This window comes from Bradyrhizobium sp. UFLA06-06, assembly GCF_054820065.1.
Map to the genome: position 1 here is coordinate 26,219 of NZ_JADFUD010000017.1, position 16,054 is coordinate 42,272.

At 66.1% G+C, this 16,054-nt stretch carries 11 protein-coding genes; 7 read left to right on the forward strand and 4 right to left on the reverse strand.

Annotation, left to right across the window (positions count from 1 at the left end; all coding sequences use genetic code 11):
* Window positions 1-63 precede the first annotated feature (63 nt).
* Entirely contained in the window at window positions 64-1,242 is a 1,179-nt protein-coding gene (locus IF803_RS16670; RefSeq protein WP_016844862.1) for a DNA topoisomerase IB, read from the reverse strand.
* A 766-nt stretch (window positions 1,243-2,008) separates the two neighbouring features.
* On the opposite strand from IF803_RS16670, the gene acs reads away from it, so the two are divergent.
* The gene (gene acs, locus IF803_RS16675; protein ID WP_461192893.1) at window positions 2,009-3,976 is read left to right on the forward strand and encodes an acetate--CoA ligase; all 1,968 of its coding nucleotides are present in this window, start codon (window positions 2,009-2,011) and stop codon (window positions 3,974-3,976) included.
* 339 nt (window positions 3,977-4,315) lie between these two features.
* A complete protein-coding gene (locus IF803_RS16680; RefSeq protein WP_461192827.1) occupies window positions 4,316-4,831 on the forward strand; it encodes a L,D-transpeptidase in 516 nt (171 codons plus the stop codon).
* Between the two features lie 75 nt (window positions 4,832-4,906).
* On the opposite strand, the gene IF803_RS16685 is transcribed toward IF803_RS16680, so the two are convergent.
* Both IF803_RS16685 and IF803_RS16690 read right to left on the reverse strand, forming a co-directional pair.
* Window positions 4,907-5,503, reverse strand: coding sequence for a thermonuclease family protein (locus IF803_RS16685; protein WP_461192828.1), 597 nt, complete (start codon window positions 5,501-5,503; stop codon window positions 4,907-4,909).
* A 40-nt stretch (window positions 5,504-5,543) separates the two neighbouring features.
* Entirely contained in the window at window positions 5,544-5,771 is a 228-nt protein-coding gene (locus tag IF803_RS16690; RefSeq protein ID WP_411783978.1) for a DUF1674 domain-containing protein, read from the reverse strand.
* Window positions 5,772-5,946: 175 nt separating this feature from the next.
* On the opposite strand from IF803_RS16690, the gene IF803_RS16695 reads away from it, so the two are divergent.
* The 3 genes from IF803_RS16695 to purH all read left to right on the forward strand — a co-directional run bounded on the left by IF803_RS16695 (window position 5,947) and on the right by purH (window position 10,993).
* A complete protein-coding gene (locus IF803_RS16695; protein ID WP_304498023.1) occupies window positions 5,947-7,293 on the forward strand; it encodes an RsmB/NOP family class I SAM-dependent RNA methyltransferase in 1,347 nt (448 codons plus the stop codon).
* A 141-nt stretch (window positions 7,294-7,434) separates the two neighbouring features.
* A complete protein-coding gene (locus IF803_RS16700; protein ID WP_461192829.1) occupies window positions 7,435-9,186 on the forward strand; it encodes a heparinase II/III family protein in 1,752 nt (583 codons plus the stop codon).
* Between the two features lie 214 nt (window positions 9,187-9,400).
* Window positions 9,401-10,993, forward strand: coding sequence for a bifunctional phosphoribosylaminoimidazolecarboxamide formyltransferase/IMP cyclohydrolase (purH, locus tag IF803_RS16705; RefSeq protein ID WP_411783981.1), 1,593 nt, complete (start codon window positions 9,401-9,403; stop codon window positions 10,991-10,993).
* Window positions 10,994-11,140: 147 nt separating this feature from the next.
* Here the strand turns inward: purH and IF803_RS16710 are convergent, their stop codons facing one another.
* Window positions 11,141-12,520: an MFS transporter gene (locus IF803_RS16710; RefSeq protein ID WP_461192894.1), complete on the reverse strand. Its 1,380-nt coding sequence runs from the start codon at window positions 12,518-12,520 to the stop codon at window positions 11,141-11,143.
* A gap of 126 nt (window positions 12,521-12,646) precedes the next feature.
* Here IF803_RS16710 and ggt point away from each other — a divergent pair, with 126 nt between their 5' ends.
* Window positions 12,647-14,392 carry a gamma-glutamyltransferase gene (gene ggt, locus IF803_RS16715; protein ID WP_461192830.1) on the forward strand — a complete coding sequence of 582 codons (1,746 nt, stop codon included), beginning with the start codon at window positions 12,647-12,649 and terminating at the stop codon, window positions 14,390-14,392.
* Between the two features lie 326 nt (window positions 14,393-14,718).
* On the forward strand, window positions 14,719-16,017 hold the full coding sequence (locus IF803_RS16720; RefSeq protein WP_461192831.1) for an MFS transporter: 1,299 nt from the start codon (window positions 14,719-14,721) through the stop codon (window positions 16,015-16,017).
* Window positions 16,018-16,054: the final 37 nt, after the last annotated feature.

Below are 16,054 nucleotides of genomic sequence, written 5' to 3' on the forward strand. Positions count from 1 at the left end.
CAATCAATATTTGGGGTAATGGGTCCCGGCCTTCGCCGGGACGACAGCGGAGTTTGTGGCCCGTTACGCCCCGGCCGCCATCACCACCTGCGCCAGCAATTGCTCGCGCTTGGACTGGGTGCGGTAGCCTCCCATCGTCGCGGCGAAGCGTTCGAGGATGCCGTCCTCGAATGCGGTGACGATGGTGTCGTGGACATAGCTCTTGCGGCAGATCGCCGGCGTGTTGGACAGCTGGTCGGCGGCGGCGCGGATCGCATCCAGCACCTGGCGCTTGCGGCCGCGCTGGCTGGTGGCCGGCGTGATCCGCGACAGCGATTCCACGACGACAGCCGACGCCATCAGGGTGCGGAAATCCTTCAGCGAGATCTTGATGCCGGCGATCTCGCGCAGGAACGCGTTCACCGCCGTGGTCGAGGCGGCCCGCACCACGCCGGAACGATCATAATACTGAAACATGCGCTTGCCTGGGACACCGCGCAGGATGCCGATCGCACGCACCAGCTTGGCCGCGTCGCATTCCTTGCGCACGGCCTTGCCGCCCTTGGCCTTGAAGGTCAGCACCAGGGAGTCGTCTTCCAGCGTGACGTTGGACTTCAACAGCGTGGTGGCGCCGCGGGTGCCGTTGAGACGCGCATAGGATTCGTTGCCGGGCCGGATCGCGGTGCGCGCGATCAGCTCGATCACCGCCGACAGCGCGAACTCGCGCGTCGGCTCGTCCCCGGACAGAAACGCCGAGACCTTGCGCCGGATCTTCGGCAGCGCGGCCACCAGCTTGGCCAGGCGATGCGCCTTGCGCTGCTCGCGAACCTTCTCCCAGTCGGCGTGATAGCGATATTGCAGCCGGCCCGCCGCATCGCGGCCGACCGCCTGCAGATGCGAGCTCGGATCGCTGGAATAGCGCACCTGGCGGTAGGCCGGCGGAACGGCCATCGCGTGCAGCCGGCGGATCGTCCGCGCATCGCGGACCCGCGAGCCATTGGCACGGACGAATGAATAGGTCTTGCCGCGCTTGATGCGGCGGATGGTCAGCTCGTTCTGGTCGCCGAGCCGCAGGCCCAGATCACGCGCCAGTTCTTCAACCGTCGTTCTGATGGCGGCGGGGGCGTCGAGTTTGAGTGTTGACGGCGATCGCAACTTTGCGCGTGGCGTCTGCTTTGGCCACTGGCCCAGTGCCTTTGCCAAGGCGACAGCGGGATCGGCGGAAACGGGCCGCACAGCCGCGATATTCTGCTGATCCATCATTATTCTCGCAAGACGCCTTGTTCCGCTGGTCTCCCGGTAATGCCGTTGCTTCGGGCTTCGTTCCGGTGGGCCGTCCGGCCTCGGAAACGCGATTTAGGGCGTCGGGGCCGACATTGCGAGTCGCGAATCAGTTATTGACGGTGCCAAATTACCTTTCATGGGTGCCATTCGCCCGCTAACGTTGATTTTGGGCTGCCCGGGATCGGACAAAATGACGCGAGCGCGGTACCGGAAACCGGCGTTTGAACGCCGCCCTGGGTCCACCGCGGTCCCAGATCAGGTCAGCGACCTTGCCCTTTCGCGCGCTGCTCTCGCTGGGTACGTGGCTCGAGTTCTGCAGCCACGGGCCGGTCCAACCGCTGGCCGCAACCAAGGATTACGCGGTCACGAACGTGTTGACGCAGCTCATCGCCGCGGCGTCCGAAATTCATTCACTTGTACCTGAAGCCGACCATCAAAATCGGCGTCAGCGTATCGCACGCGACACTGCTGCGGTGGCAGCGAACGGCGCAGAGAACGACACCACTACGACCAAGAGACCAGTGACCCCGAGCACGCGATGGCGCATAGGTTTCTCTCGTCGACGCGTTGCGGTAAGCCGTCTTGCCAAAAGCGGAAGCCGGCGGACTATCCGACGGCTTCCACGCGACGAAAGTGACAGTCCTTTTTCCTTGCCGGGCCGGAATGCGGCAACGCATAATCGCGGCAATGATCAAGACGGCTTGCCGTCGCGTCGTTCGCGATCGGCAATGAGTGGAGGAAAATGATGTCCGAGAAGATCTATGACGTGTCGGCCGACTGGGCCAAGCGCGCCTATATCGATGACGCCAAATATCGCGAGATGTACGCGCACTCGGTCAAGGACCCGAACGGCTTCTGGGCCGAGCACGGCAAGCGGATCGACTGGATCAAGCCCTTCACCAAGGTCGAGAACGTCTCCTTCGCACCGGGCAACATCTCGATCAAATGGTTCGAGGATGGCGTGCTGAACGTCGCCTGGAATTGCATCGACCGCCATCTGGAGAAGCGCGGCGACCAGACCGCGATCATCTGGGAGGGCGACGATCCCTCCGAATCCAAGCACATCACCTACCGCCAGCTGCACGACGAAGTCTGCAAGATGGCGAACATCCTGCGCACCCGGAACGTCAAGAAGGGCGACCGCGTCACGATCTACCTGCCGATGATTCCGGAAGCGGCCTACGCCATGCTGGCCTGCGCGCGGATCGGCGCCATCCATTCGGTGGTGTTCGGCGGCTTCTCGCCGGACAGCCTCGCCCAGCGCATCAAGGACTGCGACTCGAAGGTGGTGATCACCGCCGACGAGGGCCTGCGCGGCGGCAGGAAAGTGCCGCTGAAGGCCAATGTCGATGCCGCCATCGCCAAGATCGACTCTAAGGATTCCGGCGGCGTCGACTGGGTCGTGGTGGTGAAGCGCACCGGCGGCAAGATCGACATGAACCCGACCCGCGACCTCTGGTATCACGAGGCCGCCGCCATGGTGACGACGGAATGCCCGGCCGAGCACATGCATGCCGAGGACCCGCTGTTCATCCTCTACACCTCGGGTTCGACCGGAACGCCGAAGGGCGTGCTGCACACCTCGGCCGGCTATCTCGTGTTCGCGTCGATGACGCATCAATACGTGTTCGATTATCACGACGGCGACATCTACTGGTGCACCGCCGACGTCGGCTGGGTCACCGGCCACAGCTACATTCTCTACGGGCCGCTCTGTAACGGCGCGACCACGCTGATGTTCGAGGGCGTGCCGAACTATCCGGACAATTCGCGCTTCTGGAACGTGGTCGACAAGCACAAGGTCAACATCTTCTACACCGCGCCGACCGCGATCCGCGCGCTGATGCAGGGCGGCGACGAGCCGGTGAAGAAGACCTCGCGCAAATCGCTGCGGCTGCTCGGCTCGGTCGGCGAGCCGATCAATCCGGAAGCCTGGGAGTGGTATTACCGCGTGGTCGGCGACGACCGCTGCCCGATCGTCGACACCTGGTGGCAGACCGAGACCGGCGGCATCCTGATCACGCCGCTGCCCGGCGCGACCAAGCTGAAGCCGGGATCGGCAACGCGGCCGTTCTTCGGCGTGGTGCCCGAGATCGTCGATGCCGACGGCAAGACGCTGGAGGGCGAGACCTCGGGCAATCTCTGCCTGGCCAAGTCATGGCCGGGCCAGATGCGCACGGTCTACGGCGACCATGCGCGGTTCGAGCAGACCTATTTCTCGACCTACAAGAACAAGTATTTCACTGGCGACGGCTGCCGGCGCGATGCCGACGGCTATTACTGGATCACCGGCCGCGTCGACGACGTCATCAACGTCTCCGGCCACCGCATGGGCACCGCCGAGGTCGAGAGCTCGCTGGTCGCGCATGAGGCGGTGTCGGAAGCCGCCGTCGTCGGCTACCCGCACGACATCAAGGGCCAGGGCATCTATGCCTATGTCACGCTGATGAAGGGCACCGAGCCGACCGAAGCGCTGCGCAAGGAGCTCGTCGCCTGGGTCCGCAAGGACATCGGCCCGATCGCCTCGCCGGACCTGATCCAGTTCGCGCCCGGCCTGCCCAAGACGCGCTCCGGCAAGATCATGCGCCGCATCCTGCGCAAGATCGCCGAGGACGAGCCGTCGAGTCTCGGCGACACCTCGACCCTGGCCGATCCGGCCGTGGTCGACGACCTCGTGCAGAACCGTCAGAACAAGAAGGGCGCGCCGGCGTAAGGCCGGCAGCAGCAAAACCGGGAAACCGAGGAAGGGCCGCGCGCGATCACCGCCGCGGCCCTTCCCTTTTCCTGCAACGGGCCGCTTCACGGGATTGTCAGAGGCGTGGCGCGATTGGGGCGCGTTTGTGGCCAAGTGTTGTTTTCAGGTCATTTACTTTAATCCGAACTTTTCCTTTTCTCCGCGCCATCAGGACGTGTCTCGCGGCCGGTGTGAAACCACCCGGTTAACACACGCGGTTAATCTTGCGTGCGTGAGACCGGCAGGCCCGGTTTTTCAAGGGCTCTGCATCTTCGTTTTTGGCTTCCGTACGGAAGCTGTTGGGAAGTGGAGAGGTTGATGTCGATGAAGTTTGCGGTGGCGCTGGCTGCCACCCTTGGTGCTGTTGTCTTGACGTCGCAGGCGGCCGAAGCCCGGCCGGAAATGGTGGGAATACACGCCGACAACTATGAGCCAGGCACCATCGTGGTGAAGACCAACGAACGGCGGCTCTACCTCATTCTCGATTCCGGCCACGCGATGCGTTACCCGGTCGGCGTCGGCAAGTCCGGCAAGCAGTGGGCCGGCACCACGAAGATCGACGGCAAATATCGCAACCCGGCCTGGTCGCCGCCCGCCGAGGTCAAGCGCGACAAGCCGAGCATCCCGAACGTGATCGCCGGCGGCTCGCCGCATAACCCGATGGGCGTCGCTGCGATGACGCTGGCCGGCGGCGAGTATGCGATCCACGGCACCAACGTGCCGGGCTCGGTCGGCGGCTTCGTCTCCTACGGCTGCATCCGCATGCTCAACACGGACATCACCGACCTCTATTCGCGCGTCGAGATCGGCACGACGGTCGTCGTCACCCGCTGATCGGGCGCAGCGCCTCGTCCAAAGCAAAGCCGCGCGGATGCGCGGCTTTTTGTTTACCTGGTTTGACGCTGTCGCCTAGCGCGCGAAATATCCGCACCAGCCGAACCGGTGCCCGCCATTGTAGGCGCGGGCATGGCCGGCGGCAAGCAGCGCGGCCGAGACATTGTCGGTCTTCCTGGTCGCGACGTCGGCGACGACACGGCCCTGATATTTGTCGGGACCGATATTGTAGATCGCGACGTCGCCCTGGCCGAGCAGGTCGCGTAGCGCCACCGTCGCCGCTTGCGCCATTTGCAGTTCGCGCGCGCAGGATGCCTTCAGCTCCGGCGCGTCGATGCCGCGCAGCCGGACACGCGTGTACAGATCCGGGCCCGGCGAGAAATGCACCCGCGCCTCGAACGTGTCGCCGTCGATCGTCCTGATCACATCAACGTTGTGCCTGATGTCGGGCGCGCCGGCCCGCTGCCAGATCACGTCGGTGTCGCGCGACCTGCCGAGCGACCAGGTCGGCGGCAAATGCACCCATTGGCGGATCGGCAATGTGCTGCCGACGGCAATGCCGAGCACGAACACCCATGGCAGCGCCGCCGAGACGCGGCGGCCCCAAGGGGTCCGGCGGAAAGGCGGACGCCCCGTCCCACGATAAGCATTTATTCTTTCGTATGGGGACATATTCCCAGACTGACCTGAGTCGAGCCGTCAGGCAAGGCTCTCAGAAGTCCGAGGCGATGCCCTTGGTCTCCCAATCGCCGTAGCGCGTCGGTTCCGGCCCCTTCGGGCCCTGGAATTCCTTCGGCCGCGCGGCCACGTTCTGCGCGGCGGCCTCCTCGGCAGCCTTGCGCCGCGCCGCGGCCTCGGCGAGCGCGCGTTGCGCGGCCGGCGTCAGCGGCTTGCGGAGCGCGGCCTCCGGCGGCGCTGACGATAGCGATTTATCAGACATGGCAAAACCTTCCGACCGCGCGTTGCGTATCTCTGTGCTGGCTCAGTGACGACATCACGATCACAAAATCCCGCAAGGCGATTCTTACATTTGGCATATTCGCATGCCAGAGGTGGTCTCGAGTTGATGGGCATGAGCCGAATGTAACTCAGCACCTTCGAGATATCTCCGCTTCATGCCTCCTTCAAGATTTGCAGTACCTGCCGAAGTCCCCGGTCTCGCGGCCCGCCGTATCGCGGCTGACATCCTCGATGGCGTGCTGCACAAGCACCGCACGCTCGACGACCAGCTCGACGGCGCCGGCGCGCATCCCGGCCTGAAATCGCTGGCCGATCGCGACCGCGCGCTGATGCGCCGGCTGGTGTCGACCATCTTGCGCAAGCTCGGCACGCTGGGCCATCTGCTGTCGCGCCTGCTCGACCGCGGCGTCCCGACCGATGCACCGCGCGCGCAGAGCGCACTCCTGATCGGCGCGGCACAGATTCTCTGGATGGACGTGCCTGACCATGCCGCAGTCGATCTTTCGGTGCGGCTGGTGCAATCCGACCGGCGCGCCGCGAAATATGCCGGGCTCGTCAACGCCGTGCTGCGCCGCTGCGCGCGCGAGGGCCAGGGGTTGATCGACGAGATCGGCACGCAGACGCTCGACCTGCCGCAATGGATGCTGGCGCGCTGGAATACGCATTACGGCGAAGCCACCGCGCGCGACATGGCGCTGGCGCTCGGCCACGAGCCGTCGCTCGATCTCACGGTGAAGTCCGACGCGCCGCAATGGGCGAGCCGCCTGCACGGCGAGATACTGCCGACGGGAACCGTGCGCACGCTGCTGCAGGGTTCCGTCACGATGCTGCCCGGCTTTGCCGAAGGCCAGTGGTGGGTGCAGGACGCCGCCGCCGCGCTGCCGGCGCGGCTGTTCGGCGACATCAAGGACAAGGCGGTCGCGGATCTCTGCGCCGCGCCCGGCGGCAAGACCGCCCAGCTCGCGCTGGCCGGCGCGCATGTCACCGCGGTCGACCGCTCGCCGGCGCGGGTCGCGCGGCTGCGTGACAATCTCACGCGGTTGGAGTTGCAGGCCGAGACCGTCGTTGCCGACGCCGCCGAATGGCCCGCCGAGGCCGCAAGCTTCGACGGTATCCTGGTCGATGCGCCCTGCACCTCGACGGGAACCATCCGCCGCCATCCCGACGTCGCCTGGCTGCGGCAGGAAGGCGACATCGCGGCGCTGTCGGCGTTGCAGAAGCGGCTGTTGCAAAAAGCCGCCAATCTGCTGAAGCCCGGCGGCACCCTGGTCTACTGCACCTGCTCGCTGGAGCCGGAGGAAGGCGAGCACGCGATTGCCGCGCTGCTGGCTAGCGAATCAGGCCTGCGCCGTGCACCGGTCGAGACAAGCGAGGTCGCCGGCCTCGACGACATCATCACCGCCGACGGCGATTTGCGTACCCTGCCCAGCCATTTGCCCAACGCCGACCCGCGGCTGGGCGGGCTGGACGGCTTTTACGCGGCCCGGCTGGTTAAATCCTGATTTTAAACTTCAGTCTTCTAAGCTCGAAGTGATTCGTGCGGTATCAAGAGGGTGTCCTGGTAGGCGTCTTGGCAGGTGTCTTGGCCGCGTTTCCGGATTAAATAAGGATTCGTTGAAAATTCCCTCCCCGCAAGGTTAGGCGTGTCGGTCGCTCAAAGCAGACGCATCTCGACGCTGATTGCTGGCCGCTTTGCCCGCAGCATGCTCGCACGCGCCAGCGGAAGCACGGTGGCGCTGTCGCGGCTCTGGCCCGGCCGCACCGACCGTCTGATCATCGCCCCGCACGACCTGCGGACCGCCGACGCCACCCGCGCGGCCGAGATCTATGCCGGACGATTCGTTTTCGCCGGCAAGATCGTCACCTGCCACGGCCGCTCGATCTTCGATCTCGAGCCGCCGTCGGAGGATTGGGAAGCCGCCCTGCTCGGCTTCGGCTGGCTGCGCCATCTGCGCGCCGCCGACACCGCGCTGACCCGCGCCAACGCCCGCTCGCTGGTCGACGACTGGATCTCCAACCAGGCCCGCAAGCGGCCGCTGGAGCGCCGCGCCGATGTGCGCGCGCGGCGGGTGATCTCGCTGCTGTCGCAGGCGCCGCTGGTGCTCGGCGACACCGATGGAAAATTCTACCGCAAATATCTGCGCGGGCTGGCGCGCGAGATCCGCTATCTGCGCCACGCGACGCTCGACAATGACGGCGTTCCGCGCCTGCAGGTGCTGATCGCGCTGTGCTACGCCTCGCTCTGTCTCGCCAACCAGGCGCGCAACATCAAATCGGCGACGCGCAAACTGTCCGACGAATTGCAGCGCCAGATCCTGCCCGATGGCGGCCACATCTCGCGCAATCCCGGCGCGCTGGTCGAGTTGCTCAGCGATCTCCTGCCGCTGCGGCAGACCTTTGCCGCACGGAATATCGCGCCGCCGCCGGCGCTGCTCAACGCCATCGACCGCATGATGCCGATGCTGCGCTTCTTCCGGCACGGCGACGGCAGCTTCGCGCTGTTCAACGGCATGAGCACCGCGCCGTCCGATCTCGTCGCGACGCTGCTCGCCTATGACGACACCCGTGGCGTGCCGATGGCGAGCATGCCGCATACCGGCTTCCAGCGGCTCGATGCCGGCAGCACCGCGTTGATCATCGACACCGGCCCGCCGCCGCCAGCAAGCGTCAGCCAGGACGCGCATGCCGGCTGCCTGTCGTTTGAGCTCTCCTCCGGGGTGAGCCGCATCGTCGTCAATTGCGGCATGCCGAGCACAGGCCGCGACAACTGGCGGCCGTTCGCGCGCTCCACCGCGGCGCATTCGACGCTGACCTATCGCGACACCTCGTCGTGCCAGTTCGTCGAGCTGTCGGCGATGAAGCGGCTGCTGCGCGGCGCGCCGATCACCAGCGGGCCGAGCAATGTCGAGAGCTACCGCGAAGCCGTTCCCGACGGCGACGTGCTCACCGCCTCGCATGACGGCTATCTCTCGCGCTTCGGCGTGATCCACCGCCGCGTGCTGATGGTCGCGCAGGACGGCACGCGGCTCGAGGGCGAAGATTCGCTGTCGCCGGCACCGGGCGGCCGTATCAAGGGCAGCGAGGCCGATTTCGCGCTGCGCTTCCATTTGCACCCTTCGGTGAAGGCGAGCCGGCTGTCGGATGCCCGCGGCGTGATGCTGGTGCTGCCCAACCGCGACGTCTGGACCTTCGAGTCGATGGACGACAAGGTCGATCTCGAGGACAGCGTGTTCCTGGCCGGCAACGACGGCCCGCGCCGCACCTCCCAGATCGTGATCCGGCAGGACGCGAGGCAGGCCGGCACCATCCGCTGGAGCTTCGTGCGCTCCTCGACCTCGGCCTCCGCGACCACCGCGCGCCGCAACGCCCGCCGCGAGCCGGAACTGCCGCTGTAGGAACGCGACTGACCCTCGACCCGTCACCCCGAGGAGCCGCGAAGCGGCGTCTCGAAGGGTCGACGGCCACCAGCCGGGCCGTGCATCCTTCGAGACGCGCTGCGCGCTCCTCAGGATGACGGTGATAGATTCCCGGGAATCGGCCTCGGAGACCGGTTTCGTACCGCACAAAACCATGCTACCCGGCTGCCTTAACAGCCAGGGATTTTCCGATATGACCGAGCAGCTTCGCCGCGTGACCCGCGCTCTGTTGTCCGTTTCCGACAAGACCGGACTGATCGATTTCGCCAAGGCGCTGGCCGACCATGGCGTCGAGCTGGTCTCGACCGGCGGCACCGCAAAGGCGATCGCAGCGGCCGGGCTGAAGGTCAGGGACGTCTCCGAGCTCACCGGCTTTCCGGAGATGATGGACGGCCGGGTCAAGACCCTGCATCCGAAGGTGCATGGCGGCCTGCTCGCGATCCGCGACAACAAGGAACACGCCGCGGCGATGGCCTCGCACGGCATCGCGCCGATCGATCTCTTGGTCGTCAATCTCTATCCGTTCGAGGCCACCGTCGACAAAGGCGCCGGCTTCGAGGAGTGCATCGAGAACATCGACATCGGCGGTCCCGCGATGATCCGCGCCGCGGCGAAGAACCATGACGACGTCGCCGTGGTGGTCGAGGCGAACGACTATTCTGCTGTGCTCGACGAGCTCGCCGCGCACAAGGGCGCGACCTCGCTTCAGTTGCGCCGCCGGCTCGCCGCCAAGGCCTATGCACGCACCGCGGCCTATGACGCCGCGATCTCGAACTGGTTTGCCGTGCAGCTCGACACCAAGGCGCCGGATTTCCGCGCCTTCGGCGGCCGGCTGATCCAGTCGCTGCGCTATGGCGAGAACCCGCACCAGACCGCGGCGTTCTATGCCACGCCGGAGAAGCGGCCGGGCGTTGCGACGGCACGCCAGCTGCAGGGCAAGGAACTGTCCTACAACAACATCAACGACACCGACGCGGCCTATGAATGCGTCGGCGAGTTCGACCCGCAGCGCACTGCGGCCTGCGTGATCGTCAAGCACGCCAATCCCTGCGGCGTCGCCGAGGGCCCCGATCTCGCGACCGCCTATGCCCGCGCGCTCGCCTGCGATTCCACCTCGGCCTATGGCGGCATCATCGCGGTCAACCGCACGCTCGATGCGGACGCCGCGCGCGCCATCATCGGCATCTTCACCGAGGTGATCATCGCGCCCGACGCAACCGAGGAGGCGATCTCGATCATCGCCGGCCGGCGCAATCTGCGCCTGCTGCTCGCCGGCGGCCTGCCGAACGCGCGCGCGGTCGGCCTCACCGCCAAGACCGTCGCCGGCGGCCTCCTGGTGCAGAGCCGCGACAATGCCGTGGTCGAGGATATGAACCTGAAGGTCGCGACCAAGCGCGCGCCGACCGACGCCGAGTTGCGCGATCTCAAATTCGCGTTCCGCGTCGCTAAGCACGTCAAGTCGAACACCATCATCTACGCCAAGGATCTCGCCACCGTCGGCATCGGCGCCGGCCAGATGAGCCGGGTCGATTCCGCGCGCATCGCTGCGCGCAAGGCGCTGGATGCGGCGGCCGAGCTGAAGCTCGCCGAGCCGCTGACCAAGGGTTCGGTGGTCGCCTCCGACGCGTTCTTCCCGTTTGCCGACGGCATGCTCGCCTGCATCGAGGCCGGCGCCACCGCGGTGATCCAGCCCGGCGGCTCGATGCGCGACGACGAGGTGATCAAGGCCGCCGACGAGCACGGCATCGCGATGGTGTTCACCGGCGTGCGGCATTTCCGGCATTGATGCAAACTGTCGTCCCTGCGAAAGCAGGGACCCATAACCACAGGCGTTAGCTGCAGCGCGACGCTGCGGCCCCAGCGCCGCGCAACACGAGCAGCGGTGGTTATGGGTCCCGGCTCGCGCTTCGCTTGGCCGGGACGACAGCGGTGATTACTCCCGCACCTTCGCCAATAGCGCCAGTCCCGCCACGAAGAACGCCACCAGCACCGCCATGCCGGCCTTCTGGCTTGCGGTCGCCGCGGTGATCGCGCCGATCAGGAGCGGGCCGATGAACGACGTCACTTTGCCGGTAAGCGCGAACAAGCCAAAATACTGCGCGATGCGATCCTTCGGCGCGAGGCGGATCAGCAGCGAGCGCGAGGCGGCCTGCAACGGCGCACCGGTGGCGCCGATCAGGCAGCCCAGCACGATGTAGGCGCGCTCGGCGGCGCCTGCGAACAACGGACCGCCAGGCACCGGCGGCGCGACCTGGATGAACAGGACGGAATCCTTGTTCACGGTGAGGATCACGACGATCGCGAACAGCAGGATCACGAGGCTCCCGGTGATCACGCGCTTCGGCCCGAACGCATCATCGAGCTTGCCCCCGATCCAGCCGCCGAACGTGCCGGCGACTGCGAGAATGATGCCGAAGGTGCCGATCCGGATCGTGTCCCAGCCGAACGTGCCGGCGGCATAGATGCCGCCGAACGCGAACAGCGAGACCAGCCCGTCGGTGTAGATCATGTTCGCCAGCAGAAACCGCGCCAGTGACTTCTGCTTCGGCAGGCTCGACAATGATTCCCTGAGCTCGCGCAGGCCTTCGCCGAGCGCCGCGCGCATCGGGCGCTTCGTCGGATAGTCCGGCGTGAACAGGAACATCGGCGTCACGAAGATGATGAACCAGAGCCCGGTCAGCGGCCCGGTGATGCGGTCGCCTTCATGCATGGCAGGATCGAGACCGAACAGCGGCGTGAAGCCGAACAGCGTCTTGCCGGACTCGGCATTGGCGGCGAGGAATCCAAGCACCAGCACGAGACTCAGGATGCCCCCGACATAGCCGGTGGCCCAGCCGGTGCCGGAGAGCCGCCCGATCCTGTCGGGCGGCACCAGGGTCGGCATCATCGCATTGTTGAACACGGTCGCGAACTCGACGCCGACGCTCGCGATCGCATAGGCGAGCAGCAGCATGGGGATGATGTCGGGATTGCCGGGCTTGCCGATCCACATCGCGCTGGCCCCGATCACGAGCAGCGCACCGAAGCCCGCGATCCACGGCTTGCGCCGGCCGCTGGCATCGGCGATCGCCCCCAGCACCGGCGACAGCAGCGCGATCGCAAGTCCCGCGGCCGCGGTGGCAAAGCCCCACAGCGCCTGGCCGCTCGCGGCATCGGGCGCGACGAAGCTCGCGAAATAAGGCGCGAACACGAAGGTCGTGATCAGCGTGAAATAAGGCTGCGCGGCCCAGTCGAAGAAGATCCAGCTGACGACGGCTGCGCGGCCAGGATAAACCTTGGTGGAGGCCTTCGCGTCACCGGCGCCCGTCTGCATTGTTGCCGTCATCGCGAAAGATATTCCCCAACTCGAACCACAGGCAGGCTTTTGCCGCTCCAATCCGCTCCCATATAGCATGAGCCGGTTTGACTGATACGGCGATGAACAGGGCAGGACATTTCGATGGCGCTGACGGCAACGATGTCGCGACGGCTGTTTGCCGCTCTCCTGGTGATTGGTATCGCGACGCCGGCCCTCGGCCAGGTCCAGCGCCGCTTCTATGAACCTTCAGCCGCGGACACGATTCGCAGCATTCGCGCCGAAAACGGCATGGTGGTGGCGCAGGAGAAGCTGGCTGCGCAAGTTGGCGCCGACATCCTGCGACAGGGCGGTAACGCGGTCGACGCCGCGGTCGCCACCGGCTTTGCGATGGCGGTGACCTATCCGCGCGCCGGCAATATCGGCGGCGGCGGTTTCATGGTGATCCATCTCGCCGGCCGCAATGAGGATGTCGCGATCGACTATCGCGAGACTGCGCCGCAGGCCGCGACCCGCGACATGTTCCTGAACGCCGACGGCAAGCCCGATCCCGACAAGTCGCGCAACTCCGCGCTCGCGATCGGCGTGCCCGGCACGGTCGCGGGCCTCGCGCTGGCCCTGGAGAAATACGGCTCCGGCAAGTTCACGCTGGCGCAGATCCTCAAGCCCGCGATCGACCTCGCGCGCGACGGCTTCATCGTCACCGACGACACATCCGACACGCTGAACGACATGTATCGCCGCATGTCGCGCTGGCCGAATTCGGCCAGGACGTTCTCGCACGCCGACGGCACGCCGCTGCGCGAGGGCGACCGCCTGATCCAGGGCGATCTCGCCGGCGTATTGACTGATATTGCCGAACAAGGCCCGCGCGGCTTCTACCAAGGCGCCGTCGCTGAGAAGCTCGTCAGCGGCATCAGGAATGCCGGCGGCATCTTCACCCTCGAGGATCTGAAATCCTACCAGCCGGTGGTCCGCACGCCGATCCGCGGCAGCTATCGCGGCTACGACATCGTCTCGATGCCGCAACCCTCCTCCGGCGGCGTCGTGCTGCTGGAGATCCTCAACATCCTCGAAGGCTTTCCGATGTCCGACATGAAGCAGGGCTCGGCCGCCTCGCTGCATGTGATGATCGAGGCGATGAAGCGGGCCTATGCCGATCGCGCCCGCTATCTCGGCGATCCCGCGTTCGTCGACGCGCCGACGCAGCTCTTGATCGACAAGGACTATGCCGCCAAACAGCGCGCCACCATCGATCTTGCCCGCGCCACGCCCTGGACCGATGTGCGCAATGCGAAGCAGTCGCACGAAGGCGACAACACCACGCATTATTCGGTCGTCGACGCCGGCGGCAACGCCGTCAGCAACACCTATACGCTGAACTTCCCCTACGGCGTCGGCCTCGTCGCCGACGGCACCGGCGTGCTGCTCAACAACGAGCTCGACGATTTCACCGCCGCGCCCGGCGCCTCCAACGCTTTCGGCCTGGTCGGCTTCGAGGCCAATCTGCCGGGACCCGGCAAGCGCCCGCTGTCGTCGATGTCGCCGACCATCGTGCTGAAGGACGGCAAACCGGTGCTGGTGACGGGATCGCCCGGCGGCAGCCGCATCATCTCCGCCGTGACGCAGATCATCGTCGACGTGATCGACTACAAGATGGACATCGCGGCCGCGGTCGCGGCACCCCGCATGCACCATCAATGGCTGCCCGACGAGGTCCGGATCGAGCGCGGCTTTCCCGACGCGGTGCTGGGCGATCTGCGCGCCAAGGGCCACAAACTGGTCGAACCGCTCGGCTACTCCTCTGCGAACTCGATCCTCGTCACGACCAACGGCCTGCTCGGCGCACCGGATCCGCGCACGCGCGGCTCGAAGGCTGCGGGATATTAAAGCATGATGGGATCGGGTTGAGCCGGAGTGGCGGTGGAGGCTCACCTCTCCCTTGGGAGAGGTCGGCGCGTAGCGCCGGGTGAGGGGTTCCGCTCTCTCGTTGGAGCCGCAGCCCCTCACCCGATTTGCTGCGCAAATCGACCTCTCCCCGTCGGGGAGAGGTGAGCGTGCTTGGGGCCAATCCGATTCAATCTAACTTCATCCCATTCTAAGGGCCGCGCAAACCCGCCTTTGCCCCACCTGCAACATCGCGATAGATTGGCGGTCCGCGTAATTCCGGCCGCGGATCGCAAAGAGCCGGTGAAAGATTTCTCCGGGGAACGCGCATGAGCACGGCCGAATCCAAACCGATGGAAGTTGCAGAGATCGAGGATACCAGCCTCCTCGCCTTCTATCGCGACATGAACCTGCAGGAGCGGCGCACGTTCTGGGCCTGCGCGTCGGGCTGGACGCTCGACGGCATGGATTTCATGATCTATCCGCTGGTGATCGGCACCATCATCACGCTGTGGAAGGTCGACCCCGGCACCGCAGGCCTTGCGGGCACGGTGACATTGCTGGCCTCCGCCGTCGGCGGCTGGCTCGGCGGCTATCTGTCCGACCGCATCGGGCGGGTGAAGACGCTGCAGCTCACCATCGTCTGGTTCTCGTTCTTCTCGCTGGTCTGCGCATTGGTGCAGAATTTCGATCAGCTGCTGATCGCCCGCGCACTGCTCGGCCTCGGCTTCGGCGGCGAATGGGCGGCCGGCGCGGTGCTGATCGGCGAGGCGATCCGGCCGCAATATCGGGGACGCGCGGTCGGCTCGGTGCAGTCGGGCTGGGCGGTCGGCTGGGGCCTTGCGGTGCTGGCGCAGGCGATCCTGTTCTCGGTGCTGCCGGCGGAGAACGCCTGGCGCTGGATGTTCGTGATCGGCGCGCTGCCGGCACTGCTGGTGTTCTATCTGCGCCGCTACGTCACCGAGCCGGAAATCTCCGCCGCGACCATGGCGCAGGCGCAGACCTCGGGCAGCGGCCCCGCCAAGTTGTGGGAGATCTTCCACGGACCGATCCTGAAGACCACGCTGCTGGCGTCGCTGGTCGGCACCGGCATGCAGGGCGGTTATTACGCCATCACCTTCTGGGTGCCGCGCTTCCTCACCACTGAGCGCAAGCTCTCGGTGGTCGGCTCGACCGGCTATCTCGCGACGCTGATTATCGGCTCGTTCATCGGCTATCTGGTCGGTGCCTGGCTCGCGGACCGGATCGGCCGGCGCAATCTGTTCCTGATCTTCTCGATCGGCGCGATCGCGGTGGTGCTGCTCTACACCCAGCTGCCGCTGTCCAACGAGGTGCTGTGGGTGCTGGGCTTCCCGCTCGGCTTCTTTGCCTCGGGCTATTTCTCCGGCATGGGCGCGTTCCTGACCGAACTGTATCCGACCCGGCTGCGTGGCTCCGGCCAGGGCTTTTGCTACAATTTCGGCCGCGGCATCGGCGCGCTGTTCCCGTTCCTGGTCGGCGCGCTGTCGACCACGACCACGCTCGCCAACGCGATCGCGATCTTCGCGGTGGCGGCCTACGGCGTGTTCTTCCTCGCCGCCTACGCGCTGCCGGAAACGCGCGGGCGTGTGCTGCATGCGGATGGGTAGGCGGTGAGGTAGGGCTGTGGCTGCGCCGCTTGCTCGG